The sequence below is a fragment of the Sorangium sp. So ce367 genome, from assembly GCF_051520455.1.
Taxonomy (GTDB): Bacteria; Myxococcota_A; Polyangia; order Polyangiales; family Polyangiaceae; genus Sorangium; species Sorangium cellulosum_B.
The window spans coordinates 2,008,529-2,022,618 of the sequence record NZ_CP150334.1 but is presented as its reverse complement, the minus strand read 5'-3'; the positions used below and the strand labels follow the sequence as shown (position 1 = coordinate 2,022,618).

Genomic DNA, 14,090 nt, shown 5'->3' with positions numbered 1-14,090 from the left:
GAAGAGAGCGCGACGCGATGACAAAGCACCGCGGATCACCCTCCGAGCTCGGCGAGGCGGCGGCGGGCGTGCTCGACGTACGGCGAGCCCGGGTGCTCCCGGAGCAGGCGCCGCCAGGTCTGCGCCTCGTCGCCGGCGCGCCCGAGCGCCCGCAGGGCGCGCCCGCGGCCGTAGAGCGCCTCGACCGCGAGCGGGCGCGGGCCGGCGACGCCGAGGTACCGGTCGAACTGCGCGAGCGCCGCGGCAGGCGAGCCGTTGTGGAGGAGCAGGCCGCCCAGCGACACGAGGGAGAGCGTGGCCTCGGGCCCGCGCCGGACGTCGTTGTCGGGCCGCACGGGCGCGCTCGCGAGCCACACGGGCGCTCCTTCGCGCCGCCGCGGCGCCGGCGCTCCCTCGCACGGCAGGTCGATCACGGCCCCGCCGATCGCGGCGTTCGCGATGCGCGCGAGGAGCTCTGCGTCCCCGGGCTCCGCCGCGCCCGCGGCGTCGAAGTCCAGCGCGAGCACCCAGCTGATCCGGCACGACGCGCAGGCGCCGAGGTGGGCGTCGAGGGCGAGCCGGTCCGGCGCGGTCGCGACGCCGCGGCGCACCCGCGTGAGGAGCTCGCTCCGACAGCCGGCGGTCATGTCTCCCTCCCCCGGAAGAGCTCGGCCAGCTTCGCGTTGTTGGCGAGCGCGCGCCGCAGCGCCTCCTTGCCGAGCCGGAGCCGGCTCCACACCGTGTTCGGAGAGACGCGGGCGAGCGCCGCGATCTCGTCGACCGTGTAGCCGAGCACGAAATGGAGGGCCAGCGCCTCCGCCGTCGCCTCGGGCATCCTGTCGAGCACCTCGAGCACCATCTTACGCCGCCGGCTCGAGACCGCCTCGGCGAACGGCGACGCGCCGCTCTCGTCCGGGGCCACGTCGATCGGCGCGCCCGGCTCGTCGAAGCGCGCGCGCACGCTGAGGCGCCGGCGCGCGCCGAGCGCGGTCATCACGGCGATCCGGTTGGCGAAGTGGAGCACGGTGCACTCCGCGCGAAAGGACGGCAGCGCCTGGAGCAGCGCGAGCACGGCCTCCTGGGTCACGTCCTCGACGTCGGGGTGATGCGGGCCGAGCACCTTCCGCACGCTCCGCAACATGGCGCCGCCGAGCTCGGTGATGAGCGTGCGGATCGCCGCCGGATCGCGCCCCGCGGCGGCGCGCGCGAGCCCGAGCAGCTCGTCCGCCCGCGGAGGCGCTCCCTCCGGCGGCGCGTGGAGGTCAGTCACGGGCTTTCGCATTCTGGCGACGAGGGTGGAGTCCATGAGTCCCGATCAGGGCGCGCAGCGCGGAGCCCGGCGGCGGTGGCGCGACTAGGGACCTCCGGAGCGTGGCCAACCGTCGGTGTCCCACGCCAGATCGGAGATCCGCAGCGTGGGGGCGCCGTTCGATTGCGCGTCGTAAGCGTGGTAGATGTTGTAAGAGCGATCGCCGGCGAACAGCACGGCGTTGTGCCCGGGCCCTCGCCAGCGGGAGCCTCCTTCCACGACGATGCTGCCGCCGCCGGACATCATCGGAGTCCCCTTCTCGTCGACGTACGGGCCTGTGATGCTCGTCGAACGACCGACGGCGATCTTGTACGTGCTGTCCGTCCCACGGCAGCAGGCGTCGAACGAGACGAACAGGTAATAGAAGCCGCAGCGCCGGACGATGAAGGGCGCCTCGAGCGCGCCGCGGGCGTCAGGGCGGGCGGCGAGGGCGTGGAGCTCCTTGTCGGCCCGCTCCCCCGACGGGGCGAGCTTCACCATCTTGATACCGCCCCAGAAGCTCCCGAACACGAGCCACGGCGTCCCCTCCTCATCCATCGCGACGTTGGGATCGATCGCGTTCCAGTCGTCCCGCGCCCCGCCGTCGTTGGAGCAGATGGCGGCGCCGCGGTCCGTCCAGGGACCTGGCGAGTCGAGCGATGCCTTCGTCGCGTGCCCGATGCACGACCGGTTGCTGCCGAACGTGGAGGCGGAGTAGTAGAGATGGTAGGTGTCCCCGAAGCGCGAGATATCGGGCGCCCACAGGTCGGTCACACCCGGGATCTTCTCTGCCAGCCAGGCGGGCTTCGCGTCGAACACCCGACCGGCGGCCTGCCACGCGGTGAGGTTCGACGAGGTCTTCATCGGGAGCCTGTCCCCCGTCTGGAACAGGTAGTAACGGTCGCCGGCCTGGATGACGGCCGGGTCGTGGGTCCCCAGGTTCCCGGACAGGGGCAGCGCCTCTGGCGGGCTCGCCGGGTCGTAGAGCGCATCGGCGCACCTGTCCTCGGCCCCTCCCGCACCGCCGCTGCCGCCCGCGCCGCCGCTGCCGCCGCTGCCGCCCGCGCCCCCGGCGCCACCCACCCCGGCCGTCGCGCTCGGATGGCCTCCCGCGCCGCTGCTCGCCGTGGTGGCGGAAGCGGCAGTCGCGCCGCCGGCGCCGGCGGCGCCGCTGTCCTGGCCGCCTGAGCCGGAGCCCTGCGCCGAGGGCTCCGTGCCGCAGCCCGCGAGCGTCGCGACGACGCCGATCAGGAGGCTCAACGTGGGCGAGGACACCTGTCGTCGCCGCGACCGGCAAAGCGTGAGACGCATCTTGAACTCCTGAGGATCCACGGGCGGATCATCCGTCGAGGTGCTGGCCATGAGGTCGGCTCGATGTCCTCCGGGACGAGTCGTCCCGCTCTTCCACGTGGGCCGGAGCGCCCACGATCCATCGTGGGTTGCTCGAGCTTCTCGTGGAGCGCCAAAAACCGTCTTCGAAGAAATTTTACACCGCGACGGCGATGCCACGAATCATCGTGCGACGCGCCGAGCTTCGTGGACGTCGGCCACCCCGCTCCGCGTCGATGCGAAGAACAGGACGGCCCCGTCTCCTCCGCCCTCGCGGCTCGATCCGAGCAGGATCTGGCGGCCCTCGTCGAACACGCTGGATCGAGCCCCCGTCCCTGCCGACGAGGGCGGGGCGCCTCACCCGACGCCGGCCCCGCTCGGCGGCGCGACGGCCGCGTCTCCCCCATCGGCCTGGAGCGGCACGCGGGGGAACCACAGCGCCGCGATGAAGCCCGTGACGCCCATGGCCGCGATGATCCAGAACACCGTGGCCAGGCCGGCCGTGAGCGCCTCCCCGAGGTGCTGGAGGATCGACGGATCGAGGCCGCGCGCCCCCTCCGCCGTCAGGAGCCGGCTCGCGGCGTCCGCGGGGATCGACGGGTCCTTCGCGAGCTGGGCCGTCAGGACGCCGCCCATGATGCCCACCGCCACGACGCCGCCGAGCAGCCGGGAGAACATCGTGCTCGCGGTGGCGATCCCCCGCTGATCCCACGCGACGCTGCTCTGCACCGCGATGAGCAGCGCGACGTTGGACAGCCCCATGCCCACGCCGAAGACCAGCGTCGTCGCGCGGAGCATCAGCGGCGTGTCGTGCGCCCCGCCGAGCGCGAGCGCGAGCCCCGCCGTCGCCGTGACGCCGAGGCCGATCCAGATGAGCGGGCGGAACCCGACCCGTGGGATGAGCCGCCCGCCGATGGCGCTCGCGACCGGCCAGCCGATGAGCATCGGCGCGATGGCGCTGCCGGCGTCCGTCGGGGTGCCGCGGAGCACGCCCTGCACGAAGAGCGGCACGAACGTGATCGTGCCCATCATCGCGCCGCCGAGGATCGCGCCGGCCACGTTGGAGATGAGCATCACCGGGCGCCGGAAGAGCGGCAGCGGGATCATCGGCTCGGGGGCCCGGCGCTCGACCGCGAAGAACGCGGCGAACAGCGCCGCCGACGCGACCGCCGCGAGCAGCGTCGTCTCCCCGCCGAGCCTCCCCGTGGCGAGCAGCAGCGCGACAACGCCGGCGGACAGGAGCGCCGCCCCGAGGAAATCGAGCTCGTGAGGCCGCTTTTCGATGCGCTCGTGGAACGACGTGGCCACGAGCGCGGCGGACGCAACGCCGAACGGGATGTTGATGTAGAAGACCCAGCGCCACGAGAAGTAGTGCACGATGAGCCCGCCCACCATCGGGCCGATGATGCCGAACAGCCCCCAGGCGGCCCCGAAGACGCCCTGGATCCGCGCGCGCTCCTTGAGATCGAAGATGTCGCCCGAGATGGTCATCGCCATCGGCTGCATCGCCCCGGCGCCGGCCCCCTGGAGGGCGCGGAAGGCGATGAGCTGCGGCATCGTTTGCGCCGCGCCGCTCGCGATCGAGCCGAGCAGGAAGACGGCGATGCCGAAGAGCATGATCGGCTTGCGGCCATAGATGTCCGACAGCTTGCCGCAGATGGGCACCAGCACCGACGAGGTGAGCAGGTAGGCGGTGGTGACCCAGGCGTACTGGTGAATCCCGCCGAGATCGCCGATCACGGTGGGCATGGCGGTGGCGACGACGGTCGATTCGAGGGCGGCCATGGCGAGGGCCAGGATCAGCCCGGCGACGGTGAGGGCGCGGTGGGTCTTGCGTTCTGGAGCCATGCAGGTGGTGGATGTGGTGTGGATGAGCCGGCGCGGCAAGCGGGACGCCGCGCCGCGCGTCGGGCTGCTGGTCCAGCTGGGCGACGAGCTGCGCGCTGCGCGGGACAGCGGTCGGCGACCGCTGTCGGGGCAAGATGTGCGTCAACGTCTTGTGCAGAGAGCTCGTCGCATGACGAGCGCCCGGGGGTGGGTCCCGTAGAGGGGGCGGTGCGACCCGACAGGCTTCAGCCGCGCTGCTTCACGCGGCGAGCACCGACGACCGAGTCATCACCTGGCTCACGCCGTCCGTCTCGGGGTCGGCCACGGGGGCGCTCACGGGGTGCGCGAGGGCGTAGCGCAAGAGCTCGTGTGTCCACGGCTCGAATATCGTGAACACCTCGTCCGCGAGCGCGATGTACCGCGCGCGCGTCTCGGCGTCGAGCGGGATCCGCGCGAGCTCGGCGTGGTCGGCGTTCACCGCGTGGCCCGACTCGCGCTCGAAATGGAACGAGCCGCAGTAGCGCAGCTGCGTGTCGAGGCGCTTCTCCAGGGCCTCCGCCAGGGGAAGCATCGCCCCGAAGAGCACGTTGCCGGTCTCTTCGATCGCTTCGATGATGACGAGCCGCTCGAGGCCCGTCGTGCCCTTGATGAGCGCGGTGAGCCGCGCGGTGAGGATCCGATTCTGTATCGTCTCCTCACCCCAGAGGAAGTTCAGCAGGTCCGTGCTCCGGCCCTCGACGTCGTAGCCGAGCTTGGACAGATCCTCCAGGTACCACGGCCAGTGATGGTCGTCCTCGCGAGTGTGGGCGTTGACCATCTCTTGGTATTTGTCCGCGGCGTGCTCCTCCCGTAATACGAATTTGTTCAGATCACCGAAGCTCAGGATGAAGTACGCCATGCATGGATAGAACGCGAGCCGCTCGCTCGGATCGAGCAGTTCGTTACGCATGTGCTCGAACAGGGGTAGACGAGCGTATGCCTGCTTCTTCTCGAAGATGTGCCGCAAGACCTGCCGCATGAGCGATCTCCTTTTCGGCTGTGGGGTGTCAGTTGGTTGAACAATCCCTCTGTTTGCGTGAACCAAGCGCCGTGAGTGCCTGAGGCCTCAAGACAAGATCACGGCGCACCGAGCATGGACGTTGCTGCTGGACCTCACCTCGGTTGAAATCCTGCGCCCCCCGCGCGCTGCATTCCGAGCGCGATCACTGGAATTTTCCACGAACCACCTCAGACGTTTCTGCAACGCTGTGGGGTGCGTCCAGCCGGTGCATCCACTGTAGCGCACGCCCGGTGTAAGTTGCACCCACAATCTTGGGATCACCATTCAAATTTGAAACGGCGGCCGGTGGGCGAACCGGCGCTAGGGTGCGATACGGCTTGCGACGTTCGCGATTGGCTGACGATTGATCCTGCGGGACGCCCGAGAATACGTGGCGACTCAATGGACCGAATGTGGAAGCGGGCCGCGGTCATTGCCTCGTCCCATGTCTCCCCCGCCTTCACATGGAGCGCATGTCGCGGCTCCCCGTGTTCTGGTGGGATGCTGGCTGGTCCCACACGCGCGTACCTGAACGATGGCGCGCCGGTATCGACGGCGCCGACCGAGGACGGCCGCCGCAAAGGTGCAGCCAAACAGCTTGAATGCCGGCGGCCGAGGCATGTAACTTGCTGGCTGTGCCGTGAAAGACCAACTCGACTCAGCTCTGATGGTGGAACCCGAGAGCCGCGCGGTCCCGAAGAGCGCGCCCATGCGGGCGGAGATCGTGCGGCTGGTCCGTGAGAAGCGCTACGAGGAGGCGCTGGCGGTGCTGTACCGGGCACGCGCGGAGTCGCCCGGCGATCGCGAGCTGCAGGCGAGCATCGAGCGGATCAAAGAGTTCCTCGCCGGCGCCTACGCCAAGCGGCTCGGCGGCCTCGATCAGGTGGCGGGGCCCATCCCGGTGTCGGCGGGTCGCTCGCCCGACGCGCTCCTGGTGGCGCGGTACATCGACGGCTCCTCGACGTTCGACGACATCATTCAGATGTGCCCACTCGGGCGGCTCCGCACGCTGCAGGTGCTGGTCGGCCTCTACACGGGCAGGGAGATGGCGTCGCCGTTCAGCGACCGGCCGTCGATCTCCTTCCGGCCGCCGCTGGACACGCTGCCGTCCGAGGCCGGCGCCGATCCGGGGCCGCCGACCATGCCGGAGCGCGGTCTGGAGCGGCGACCGCCGGGCGCTCCCCCCGCGAGCGCGCCAGCTCCGCCCGCGAGCGCGCCGTTCACGCCACGGGTATACGAAACCGAGGAGGATCGGCTCTACCGCGAGGCGTTCGCCCGCGGCACCGCCGCGTTCGTGCAGCGCCGCTACGACGCTGCCATCGAGGCGTTCGAGGCGTGCGCGCGCATGCGCCCGGGCGATACGGCGTCGTCGGTCATGCTGCGCCGAGTGCGGCGCGACACCGGAGGCTGATGGCCATCGTCGTGGTCGCTGTTCCCGATCTGCGCGAGCGCATGCGGTGCATCCGCGTCATCGCCGGGCAGGCGCCGGTGAGCGCCCTCGGCGCCGCGACCTGGGAGGAGCTCGATCAAGCCCTCGACGGCGTGCAGAGCGCGGAGCTCATCATCTATGCGCCGTCGCTCCCGGGTGGGCCGGAGGACGCCGTCGCGCAGCTCCTCCGCCGCACGGCGCGGCTGGTGCTCGCCGTCAACGATGGCGTGGAGGTCCCGGGAGCGGCGAGCACCACGCGGGTGACGTGGCCCATCGCCGAGGAGACGCTCATCCTCATGGCGCACGCCGCGGGCGCCCAGTCGGCGCCGATCGGGATGAACTTCGTGCCCGTCGACTTCTTGCAGATGATCTGCATGTCCGGCGAGTCGCACGTCCTCGTGGTCAGCAACGCCAGCGCCGACGTGGGTCTGATCGAGGTGCGGCGCGGCCAGGTGTGGACAGCGTTCGACGGTCTCGGCGTGGGCGAGGAGGCGTTCGCGCGGCTCATCCGCCCCGAGATGCGGGTGCGCGTCACCCCGGCCGTCGGCTCGACGAAGGAGCGCACCATCTTCAAGGACCTGGCGGAGCTGGTGCTCGACTCGCTGCGCCGGATCGACGAGGGCAGCGTGGAGGTGCCGCCGCCGATCTCGTCGAGGCGGATCGAGATCGCGCTCATCTCGCCGGAGCAGCGCGCGGCCCGCATCAAGCAGCTCAACGCCGACGCGCGGCGCCTCTTGATGGAACGCAGCTACAGCGAGGCGGCCTGCGTCCTCATCGACCTCTCGACGCTCGACCCCGCATCCAGCCTCGTGCGCGCTAACCTGGAACAGCTACGCAAGCTCGGATACCCAAGATGACCCGATCCATCGCATTCGCCAGCCTCAAGGGCGGAGTCGGAAAGACCACCGTGGCGCTCAACTGCGCCTTCGCCTTCGCGCGCCGAGGCGCGCGGACCCTGCTCGTCGACACGGATCTGCAGGGCGCCATCGGCATGTCGCTCGACGGCGTCAGCGACCGGCCCGGCCTCGCCGCGAACCTCGCGCGAGGCGGCCCCCCGCTCGAGGGTCTGGTGAAGACCCGGCTCCCGGAGCTCTGCCTCTTGCCCATGGGCCCCGTCGACGCGCTCGATGAGGATCGCTTCGCCATCAACGCGCGCGAGGCCAACATCGTGGGGCGCATCCTGGAGCACAGCCAGCGCGACTTCGACCTCGTCCTCTTCGACACGCCGGCCGGGCTCGGCGGGATGTCGCGCATCGCGCTGGAAGAGGTGGACAGCGTCATCGCCGTCGCGCAGTGCGAGCCGCTCGCGCTGCGGGCCATGCCCCGGCTGCTCGAGCTCCTGGCGCGGCTCCGCGACATCGGATCCGCCTGCTCCCTGCTCGGCGTGGTCGGCACCATGAGCTCGTTCCGCGATCCGGTGCTCTTGGCCTCGCTGGAGGAGCTGTGGTCCCTCTACCGCGATCAGGTCTTCGACACCGCGGTCCCGCGCGACAGCACGTTCCTCCAGGCGAGCCGCGCGGGCGTGCCGCTCGGTCTGCTCAGCCGCCGCCCTCCGGCGGTCTCCGCGGTGTTCGACAAGCTGGTGGCCGAGATCGAGGAGCGCCTGGGCTCCAATGCAGGAGGCGAGGATGACGGTCCGATCCGTCTCGTGGACTGACGCGCAGCGGGTGACCTCGCTCCTCGCGCGGGTGACCACGACGCGGTCGCGGGAGCCCGCGACGCTCGTGACCGCCATGGGGGCAGCGCGCGCCGGCGCGCCAGCGAAGGCCGCGCCCGTGCCGGCGAAGGCCGCGCCCAAGGAGGTGAAGGAGGTGAAGGAGGTGCCGCGCCTCGTTCAGACCTCCGACAACCCGGCCGATCGGCTCGACGTGCTCGTCGCCTGGACGCTCGATCACCACCCGTGCGTGGGCGCCTTCGTGGCCGACGACAACGGCCTCACGCTGGCGGCGCACGGCATCTCCGAGGCGCACGTGTCCCTCGTGGGCCCGCTGCTCTCGGCGCTGGTCGGCGTCCGCTCCATCCCCGGCGTCGACGCCACGGCGGGCGCGCTCTGGCTGGGCGCGCAGATGATGTCCTGGGTCGAGGCGCGCACGGCGCGCGGCGGCTTCTGCCTCGGCACCGTGGGCAACGAGGCTCTCTCCACGCGGTCGTTCGAGCAGCTGAAGGAGGCGCTCGAGACGACCTTGCGCGGGCTGTAGTACATCCGGTTTTTCAATGCGGGCGCGCGCGCCCAGGAGCGACGGAAGCACGATGATCGATACCAAAGTCCTCGACGCCGCAGTCCATGATCTCCGCAACATCCTCCGCGACGGGCTGCTGGCCACCGACATCTGGGAACGTTCGGCGGGCCTGTCGCTCGCCGGCTTCAACCAGCAACCGGTGGCGGTGGCCCTCTTCACGCGCATCACCGAGGAGCTGGACAGCTCGCTGCGCGACTCGAACTTCCCTCCGCTGGGGCGGTATTACCTGCTCGACATGGCGGGCAACCACACCGTGGTGGTGGTCAACCACGGGAAGCTGCTCCAGGGCATGCTGGTGGACAACAAGCGGGCGAACCTGGGGATCCTCATCTCCGTCGCCATCCCGCGCATGATCGAGACCATTGCGCACGCGAGCGAGCGCTGAGCTGCTCGGCACCCCTCACCCGCCTCGGCGCCGCTGCCTGGAAGAGCGACGCTAGTTCAACAACTTATTCAAAGGGACCTCCTTCACGTCGACTGGGACACCACGCTCGCCTATCTCTCGTTCGCGAACGGCGGCCCGGACGCGGGGACGGCGAACGAGAACGTCGTCACCTGGATGGCGAGCCAGCCCGCCTACGCGCGGACCACGGGCGGGTGCAAGGGGGGTCCAAACGATGCTGGACGTGGCCTGTCAGCGCGCAGGCTCGTCGAGCAATGCGCGGACGCGCCCCTCGACCGCTGCGAACTCGGGGGTAGCGGGCTCCAGCTTGCCCCCGAGGTGCACGTGCCGCACGAGCCCCGCTCGATCGAGGAGGAAGCTGACGCTCGTGTATTGTCGCTTGGGATGGCCATCTATCCACCAGCGCTTGAGCGTGCGCCAGTCCGGGTCGATCGCGACCGGGAAGCTGTACCCGAAGTGCGCGAGGTAGCCTTTGACCGCCTCGGGATCGAGGGGCTCGGGATCCTTGTGGTGATACATCCCGACGACGACCAGCCCTCGTTCCCGATAGCGCTCGTCCAGCGCCCTGAGCGCCGGGGCGGTGGCGCTGCAGAACGGGCAGCTCGGCGACATGAACCACCGGACCAGCACGACCTTGCCTCGAAGGGCCGCCGGCGTGAGCGGCGGCGAGTTGTACCAAGGTCCCACGTCCCACGCAGGCGGCGGCGCCCCGACGACGCCCGACACATCGTGGTCGAAGCCCGGGTCGCCGCTCGACAGGAGAGCGGCGCTTTCCGGAGGCGGCGCAGGCGCGGCGGGCGCCGCCGGCAGGGCCGCGGGCGCAGGCTCCGGGGAGGCACACGCGAGGGCGAGCGCGGCGAGGGGCAGCGAAAACAAGCGAGCGAGCATGGCGATGTCCCCGCGCGGGACGATCGCAGGCCCGTACATGCGAGTCAATCGTGGCCGGCCAGGGCCCCGCCTCCGCGCTGGCACGCCGTGTCCGTGAGAGCTGCGGGTGCCACGGCGCCGGCGAGCTCACGGCGTGCGCGCATCGGGCCGCGCGCGTCGTTCCATCCGACATGCCGCGCGCGTCCGCCCGAGCTCGTCCCTGTCGCCGGTCGCTCGCGTGGATTTGCGCCGGAGCGGCGGCCAGCGCCGCGCACATCTACCGATCGGGCGACAGCGTCGTCATAACGACCCAATCCACCGTTTACCGCCGGCTCGCGCTTCCGCCGCCGAGCGAACGGCGTCGAGCGGATCATGGAGCGAGAAAGCAGCATGTCTGGAAAGGAAGCCTGCTCGAAGGAAGGTAGGCTGATATCGACACTCCAGCGCTTGCTCGAGCTGCCGGCGGCCGACCTGAGGCAGTCGCTCAACCAGGCGAGCGACCTCCTCGCCGGCGCGCTCTGCGCCGACAAGATCGACATCTTCCTCTTCGACCCCAGCAGGAGCACGCTGCGTGCCCTGGGGACGAGCAAGACGCCCATGGGCCGGCTGCAGCGATCGCTCGGGCTCGACATCCACCCGGTCGCGAACGGCGGATCGATCGCCCGTGTCTTCACGACCGGCGATCCCCACATCACCGGGCACTCGGAGCAGGAGCCCGGCGAGCTGCCCGGCCTGGTCCACGAGCTCGGCGTGCGGTCGCACATCGCGGTCCGGCTCGTCGTCGACGGCGAGCGGCGCGGCGTCGTCTCTGCTCACTCCGCCGCGCCGGATTTCTTCTCCGACGAGGATCTCCGCTTCCTCAGCGCGGTCGCGCACTGGATCGGCGCCCTGACGCACCGGGCGGAGCTCGTCGAGCAGGTCACCTCCGCCGCGCTCGCGCAAGGCAGGCGCCAGGCCGCGGAGGAGCTCATCACCGTGCTGGCGCACGATCTGCGAAACTACCTGACCCCGCTCATGGGCCGCCTTGGTCTGCTCCACCGGCGCGCGGAGCTCGACGGCCGGGTCGACGACGTGCGCGACGCCGACCGGGCGACCGAGTCGGTCGCCCGGCTCGGCCAGCTCATCTCGGATCTGCTCGACGTGGGGCGCATCGAGCAGGGTCTCTTCGAGATCGCGCCTGCGCCCATGGACCTGGTCTCGCTGGCGCGGGACATCGCCGTTGCGCTCGGGACACCCAGCGTCGAGATCCGCGTCGAGGGCCCGCGGGAGCTCGTCGTCGTGGCGGACAGGGATCGCCTCCGCCAGGCCCTGGAGAACCTCGTCAGCAACGCGATCAAGCACTCGCCCCCGGGAAAGGGGGTCCTCATCACGCTCACCAGCGAGCTGATCAAGGGGACGGAGCACGCCCACGTCGACGTCGTCGACCGCGGATCCGGCGTGCCGCCGGAGATCCTTCCCCGCATCTTCGACCGCTTCGTCACGGACGGATATGCGTCCGGGATGGGCCTCGGGCTGTACCTGGCGAGCAGGATCGCCGCCGCCCACGGGGCCACGTTGGCCGTGAGCTCCCCTCCCGGGAGCGGCGCGACGTTCCGACTGAGCTTGCCTGCGAGCGGACCGCCCGCTCGCGGGGACGACCTGTGATCCCGCTGCGGGTGCGGCGCAAACGCCCCTCGCGCCTGCGAGCGCGGCGCTCCGGCCGCGGTGGCGGGCGCCGCCGGCTCGGCTACACCGCGCGGATGCTCCGCCGGCTCCGCGAATGGCTCGACCGCGCGCTCTCGCCCCGCGCGCCCGCGCCCCCCGATCTCGCGGGGCTCGACGCGCCCGGGGCCGGGCCCCCCGACGGAGCGCCCGAGCCGCCCGGCGGCGACGACGTCGTGGTCATGCCGATCGAGGACGCGATCGACCTGCACACGTTCGCCCCGCGCGACGTCGCCTCCGTGGTCGAGGAGTACCTGCACGAGGCGCAGCTGCGCGGGTTCCGCGAGGTGCGCATCATCCACGGCCGCGGCAAGGGCGTGCAGCGCCGCGTCGTCCGGGCCGTCCTCTCGCGCCACCCGGCCGTGGACGGCTTCCGCGACGCCCCGGCCTCCCGCGGCGGGTGGGGGGCCACCGTCGTGTGGCTCAAGCCGGCGGGCGGCGATCTCTCGCCCTGAGCCGCCGGCAGGGCCGCCTCTGGACGAGCACAGGCCCACGCGTAAGATGGCGCGCATGCCGCGCTCCCCCGCCACGCCCGACGACCCCGGCCCGCCGAGCCTCGCGGCCTCCACGGAGCCCCGCATGGCGAAGGGCGAGGTGCTCGCGGTGCCCCGGATCGAGCTGTGCGTCGAGCGCGAGGCGGGCAAGCCCGCGAGCCGGGTCATGGTGCTCGACGGCGATTTCATCCGCATCGGCTCCCACCAGAGCAACGACCTGGTGCTCGCCGACCGCGCCGTCTCCCGCTTCCACTGCATCCTCGAGCGCGTGAAGTCCACGTTCCGGCTGACGGACGTCGGCTCGCTCAACGGGACGACCATCGCCGGCGTCCGCGTGCGGGACGCCGACGCCATCCTGCCGGAGTGCCGCATCGAGCTCGGCGAGTCGGTCGTGCGCATCCGCGACGCCGACGCCGTCGCCGAGACCGAGCTCGCGCGCGCGGTCAGCTTCGGAGCGCTCCAGGGCGTGTCGGTCCCCATGCGGCGCCTCTTCGCCGTCCTCGATCGCGTGGCGAAGAGCGCGCCCGACGTGCTGATCGAGGGCGAGAACGGCACGGGCAAGGAGGTCATCGCCACCGAGCTCGTCCAGCGCGGCGCCCGCGCCGACAAGCCGCTCGTCATCGTCGACTGCGGCGCTATCTCGCCGAGCCTCATCGAGAGCGAGCTGTTCGGCCACGTGCGCGGCTCCTTCACGGGCGCCACGCGCGACCGCGCCGGCGCCTTCGAGGAGGCCGACGGCGGCACCGTCTTCCTCGACGAGATCGGCGAGCTGCCGCTGGAGATGCAGCCGAAGCTCCTCCGCGCCCTCGCCTCGCGCGAGGTGCGCAGGCTCGGCGAGAGCCGGGTGCGCAAGGTCGATATCCGGGTGATCGCCGCCACGAACCGGCGCCTGGAGCGCGAGGTGAACAGCGGCAGGTTCCGCGAGGACCTCTATTACCGCCTCTCGGTGCTCACCGTGCGCGTCCCGCCGCTGCGGGAGCGCAAGGAGGACATCGGCCTCCTCGTCCACTGCTTCCTGAACGAGCTCGGCGCCGTCGACAAGGTGCACCTCTTCTCCCCCGAGGTCATCGAGGACATGAAGCGTTACGACTGGCCCGGCAACGTGCGAGAGCTGAGGAACTACGTCGAGCGCCGCGTCGTGCTCGGCGAGGGCGCCGCCATGGGGGCGGCGCCGCCCGAGCGCAGCCCCGCGCCGCCGGGCGCCGCGCCGCCGGGCGCCGCGCCCGAGGAGCCCGCCGCGAACATCGAGATGCCCTTCAAGGAGGCGAAGGACGCGATCATCGACCAGTTCGAGCGGCGCTACCTCGCCGCCCTGCTGGAGTGGTCGAACGGCAACGTGAGCCGCGCCGCGCGCAAAGCAGGGCTCGACCGGATGTACCTCCACCGCCTCCTCCAGCGCCACGGGCTGCGCCGCGCCGCCGCCCTCGACTGAGCGAGCCGGGCATGCCGGGTCACATCGGGGCCAGCCCGAAGCCGCCACCCTGCGATAGAAAA

General features: G+C 71.3%; 14 protein-coding genes. 8 read left to right on the top strand and 6 right to left on the bottom strand.

The annotated features are described in order from the left end of the window. Positions 1–35 precede the first annotated feature (35 nt). The 5 genes from WME97_RS07845 to WME97_RS07825 all read right to left on the bottom strand — a co-directional run bounded on the left by WME97_RS07845 (position 36) and on the right by WME97_RS07825 (position 5,441). Positions 36–626 (bottom strand): tetratricopeptide repeat protein, encoded by a 591-nt coding sequence (locus WME97_RS07845; protein WP_437550781.1) that lies wholly within the window; start codon positions 624–626, stop codon positions 36–38. After that, a complete protein-coding gene (locus WME97_RS07840) occupies positions 623–1,249 on the bottom strand; it encodes an RNA polymerase sigma factor (protein ID WP_437550779.1) in 627 nt (208 codons plus the stop codon). The genes WME97_RS07845 and WME97_RS07840 overlap by 4 nt, the downstream gene beginning before the upstream one ends. Before the next feature lie 84 nt (positions 1,250–1,333). Continuing rightward, a complete protein-coding gene (locus WME97_RS07835) occupies positions 1,334–2,578 on the bottom strand; it encodes an arabinan endo-1,5-alpha-L-arabinosidase (protein ID WP_437550777.1) in 1,245 nt (414 codons plus the stop codon). 375 nt (positions 2,579–2,953) lie between these two features. Next, a complete protein-coding gene (locus WME97_RS07830) occupies positions 2,954–4,444 on the bottom strand; it encodes an MDR family MFS transporter (protein WP_437550775.1) in 1,491 nt (496 codons plus the stop codon). 238 nt (positions 4,445–4,682) lie between these two features. After that, complete coding sequence (locus WME97_RS07825; protein WP_437550773.1) at positions 4,683–5,441, bottom strand: hypothetical protein; 759 nt, start codon at positions 5,439–5,441, stop codon at positions 4,683–4,685. Positions 5,442–6,129: 688 nt separating this feature from the next. On the opposite strand from WME97_RS07825, the gene WME97_RS07820 reads away from it, so the two are divergent. Genes WME97_RS07820 through WME97_RS07800 form a run of 5 tightly spaced genes read left to right on the top strand, consistent with a single transcriptional unit; the run spans position 6,130 to position 9,516 of the window. After that, a complete protein-coding gene (locus WME97_RS07820; RefSeq protein ID WP_437550771.1) occupies positions 6,130–6,873 on the top strand; it encodes a TRP-like protein in 744 nt (247 codons plus the stop codon). After that, positions 6,873–7,748, top strand: coding sequence for a DUF4388 domain-containing protein (locus WME97_RS07815; RefSeq protein ID WP_437550769.1), 876 nt, complete (start codon positions 6,873–6,875; stop codon positions 7,746–7,748). The genes WME97_RS07820 and WME97_RS07815 overlap by 1 nt, the downstream gene beginning before the upstream one ends. Continuing rightward, positions 7,745–8,548 carry a ParA family protein gene (locus WME97_RS07810; protein ID WP_437550767.1) on the top strand — a complete coding sequence of 268 codons (804 nt, stop codon included), beginning with the start codon at positions 7,745–7,747 and terminating at the stop codon, positions 8,546–8,548. Before WME97_RS07815 ends, WME97_RS07810 begins: the two co-directional genes overlap by 4 nt. Next, entirely contained in the window at positions 8,520–9,089 is a 570-nt protein-coding gene (locus tag WME97_RS07805) for a hypothetical protein (protein ID WP_437550766.1), read from the top strand. Before WME97_RS07810 ends, WME97_RS07805 begins: the two co-directional genes overlap by 29 nt. Before the next feature lie 52 nt (positions 9,090–9,141). After that, positions 9,142–9,516: a hypothetical protein gene (locus tag WME97_RS07800; protein ID WP_437550764.1), complete on the top strand. Its 375-nt coding sequence runs from the start codon at positions 9,142–9,144 to the stop codon at positions 9,514–9,516. Positions 9,517–9,765: 249 nt separating this feature from the next. Here the strand turns inward: WME97_RS07800 and WME97_RS07795 are convergent, their stop codons facing one another. Next, positions 9,766–10,422 carry a TlpA family protein disulfide reductase gene (locus tag WME97_RS07795; RefSeq protein ID WP_437550762.1) on the bottom strand — a complete coding sequence of 219 codons (657 nt, stop codon included), beginning with the start codon at positions 10,420–10,422 and terminating at the stop codon, positions 9,766–9,768. A gap of 369 nt (positions 10,423–10,791) precedes the next feature. Here WME97_RS07795 and WME97_RS07790 point away from each other — a divergent pair, with 369 nt between their 5' ends. The 3 genes from WME97_RS07790 to WME97_RS07780 all read left to right on the top strand — a co-directional run bounded on the left by WME97_RS07790 (position 10,792) and on the right by WME97_RS07780 (position 14,028). After that, positions 10,792–12,045, top strand: coding sequence for a GAF domain-containing sensor histidine kinase (locus WME97_RS07790; protein ID WP_437550760.1), 1,254 nt, complete (start codon positions 10,792–10,794; stop codon positions 12,043–12,045). A gap of 95 nt (positions 12,046–12,140) precedes the next feature. Next, the gene (locus WME97_RS07785) at positions 12,141–12,557 is read left to right on the top strand and encodes a Smr/MutS family protein (RefSeq protein ID WP_437550758.1); all 417 of its coding nucleotides are present in this window, start codon (positions 12,141–12,143) and stop codon (positions 12,555–12,557) included. Between the two features lie 55 nt (positions 12,558–12,612). Next, positions 12,613–14,028 (top strand): sigma 54-interacting transcriptional regulator, encoded by a 1,416-nt coding sequence (locus WME97_RS07780; protein WP_437550756.1) that lies wholly within the window; start codon positions 12,613–12,615, stop codon positions 14,026–14,028. Positions 14,029–14,090: the final 62 nt, after the last annotated feature.